A 2,097-nucleotide genomic window follows, 5' to 3' on the forward strand; every position below is an offset into this window, starting at 1 on the left:
GAGCTGGGCTGGCGAGGGCGGGGCTGCGGGCGATACAGGCGGGCCTGCAGCGGCCCTGCGGGGCCCGGGAGCTCGAAGTCACGCTGCTCGGCGAGCGGGGTCGCGGGCAGGTCGAGCAGGGCTCCGTTGGCCTCGAAGTGACGCCGGGCCTTGGCCGGGGGCAGCTCGTGGATCTCACCGATGCCCGCGCGCCGGGCCAGCGAGAGCAGCACGTGGGTCCGCAGATCCTGCTCGATCCCGCGGTCGCTCCGAGGTGGATCGCCGAACCCCGCCCGCAGCAGCCGTTCAGGCGCGCCGCTGAGGCCCTGAAGGCCGCGCTGGAGGCCGCGTTGGAGCACTCGCTTCACAGGCGCCACCGTCGAGATCGGACCGTTCACCCACGCAGTGTGCACCATTGGGCGCGAGAACGTGCCTGATCTTTCGATCGGGTCTCCGGGTCCTCGACTCGGCGCGGCCTCGAGCGAGGTCGTTCTCGCTCACTCGTGTTAAGCTCGTCGCCATGGGTCCAGCAGACGCCGACGGTCCACGCCGGACGCAGGCGTGGATGGGCCCGTCGCTCGGTCCCCAGCCAGAGCCGGCCAAGCCGGTCGTCGCCACGGGCAAGGCCATGCGCTGGATGCCCAACCCTGGCGAGCTGCCTTCCTATCCGGATCCCGGCGGCGTCGTCACCGGGGGCGAGGCCCCGTCGGTCCAAGGCAACAACCACCAACGCGGCGAGCTGATCGACGGCCGCTACCGGCTCGAGCGCCTGCTCGGCGGCGGCGAGCTGACCGAGACCTGGGAGGCGGTCCACGTCGAGCTCGGCCACGCCGTCGCGATCAAATTTCTCGCCCAGCAGGCCCTCGCCGCCGGGATCGGCGAGAAGATGCTCGAAGAGGCCCGCGCCGTGGCCCGCATCCGCCACCCCCACGTGGTCCAGTTCAGCGACTTTGGTCGGCTGGCGTCGGGGGCTCCCTACTTCGTGATGGAGCTGCTCGGCGGTCAGACCCTCGAGCAGCTGATGACGCGGCGCGGGACGATCGCGTGGGCCCGGGCCGTGAGCATCACCCAGCAGGTCGGCAAGGCGCTCGGGGCCGCGCACGAGCAGGGCATCGTCCATCGCGACCTGCGACCTGGCAACGTGTTCCTGGTCGACACGGGCGAGGTCGGCGACTTCGTCAAGGTCGTCGATTTCGGGCTCGCGCGGGGGTTCTTGCTCGGTGGAACGCCCGCCTACATGAGCCCCGAGCAGTGCCGCAACGAGCAGCTCGATCCCCGCAGCGACGTCTACTCGATGGGCTGCATGCTCTACACGATGATCACGGGCGAGCCGCCCTTCGTCGGGAGCCCCGAGCGCCTGCGTCGGCATCACCTGACCAAGACACCCAAGTCCTTGCGCGAGCGAGCGCCGCGGCAGTTCATCCCCGACGAGCTCGAGACGATCGTCGCGCGCTGCCTCGACAAGCTGCCGACTCGGCGCTTCGCGGACACGCGCGAGCTCGCGGCCGAGCTGTCGGAGCTAGCGAGCTTCGCCGCCGCGGCGAGCATGGCCGCGGGCGTCGTTCAGGAACCCGCGGCCTCGGGCGCGCGTCCGATGGGCTACGCCGGGCGGGCGGCGCCCAAGAGCCCGCGGGAGCTGACCGACAGCTACAAGCCGATCGCGCAGCCGATCGTCGAGCACGAGCCGGAGCCCGAGCGCCCCGCCGCCGCGAGCCGCCCGTCTGCTGGGATCTCGCCGGGGGCCGTCGTCGGGATCGTGCTCGCGAGCTTGCTCGTGGTCGCGGGCGTCGGGTTCGGCGGTTGGTGGGCGGTCACCACCTTGATCCAGGACGTGCCGAGCGGCGCGGCCGAGGATCGGTCGACCCGCGAGCCCGCGGCGGCCGACTCTACGGGGCAGCGCGAGGCCCCCGAGCCCGCGCGAGACCGCGGGCTTGTGCCCGGCGAGGCCGCGGCGAAGCCCGAGCCCGGGCAGGCCGAGCTGATCACGCCAGCGGCCGCCGAGGCGAAGCCCGAGCCCGAGCCCGAGCCCGCGCCCGAGCCCGCGCCCGAGCCCGCGCCCGAGTCGGCCAAGCACAGCGCCAAGTCGGGATCCAAGCCCGCGCCGAAGCCCGACCCGGC

Annotated in this window: 1 protein-coding gene and 1 pseudogene; one reads left to right on the top strand and one right to left on the bottom strand. The window is 73.0% G+C overall.

What is annotated here, in order from left to right; genetic code table 11:
* Positions 1-347 (bottom strand): annotated as a pseudogene (locus ENSA5_RS27705) (hypothetical protein); the annotation flags it as partial.
* Between the two features lie 152 nt (positions 348-499).
* Here ENSA5_RS27705 and ENSA5_RS27710 point away from each other — a divergent pair.
* Positions 500-2,097: serine/threonine-protein kinase (locus tag ENSA5_RS27710; protein WP_146156184.1), on the top strand; the 1,598-nt coding region annotated here is incomplete at its 3' end.

The sequence above is a fragment of the Enhygromyxa salina genome (assembly GCF_002994615.1).
In the GTDB taxonomy this organism is placed as follows: Bacteria; Myxococcota_A; Polyangia; order Nannocystales; family Nannocystaceae; genus Plesiocystis; species Plesiocystis salina_A.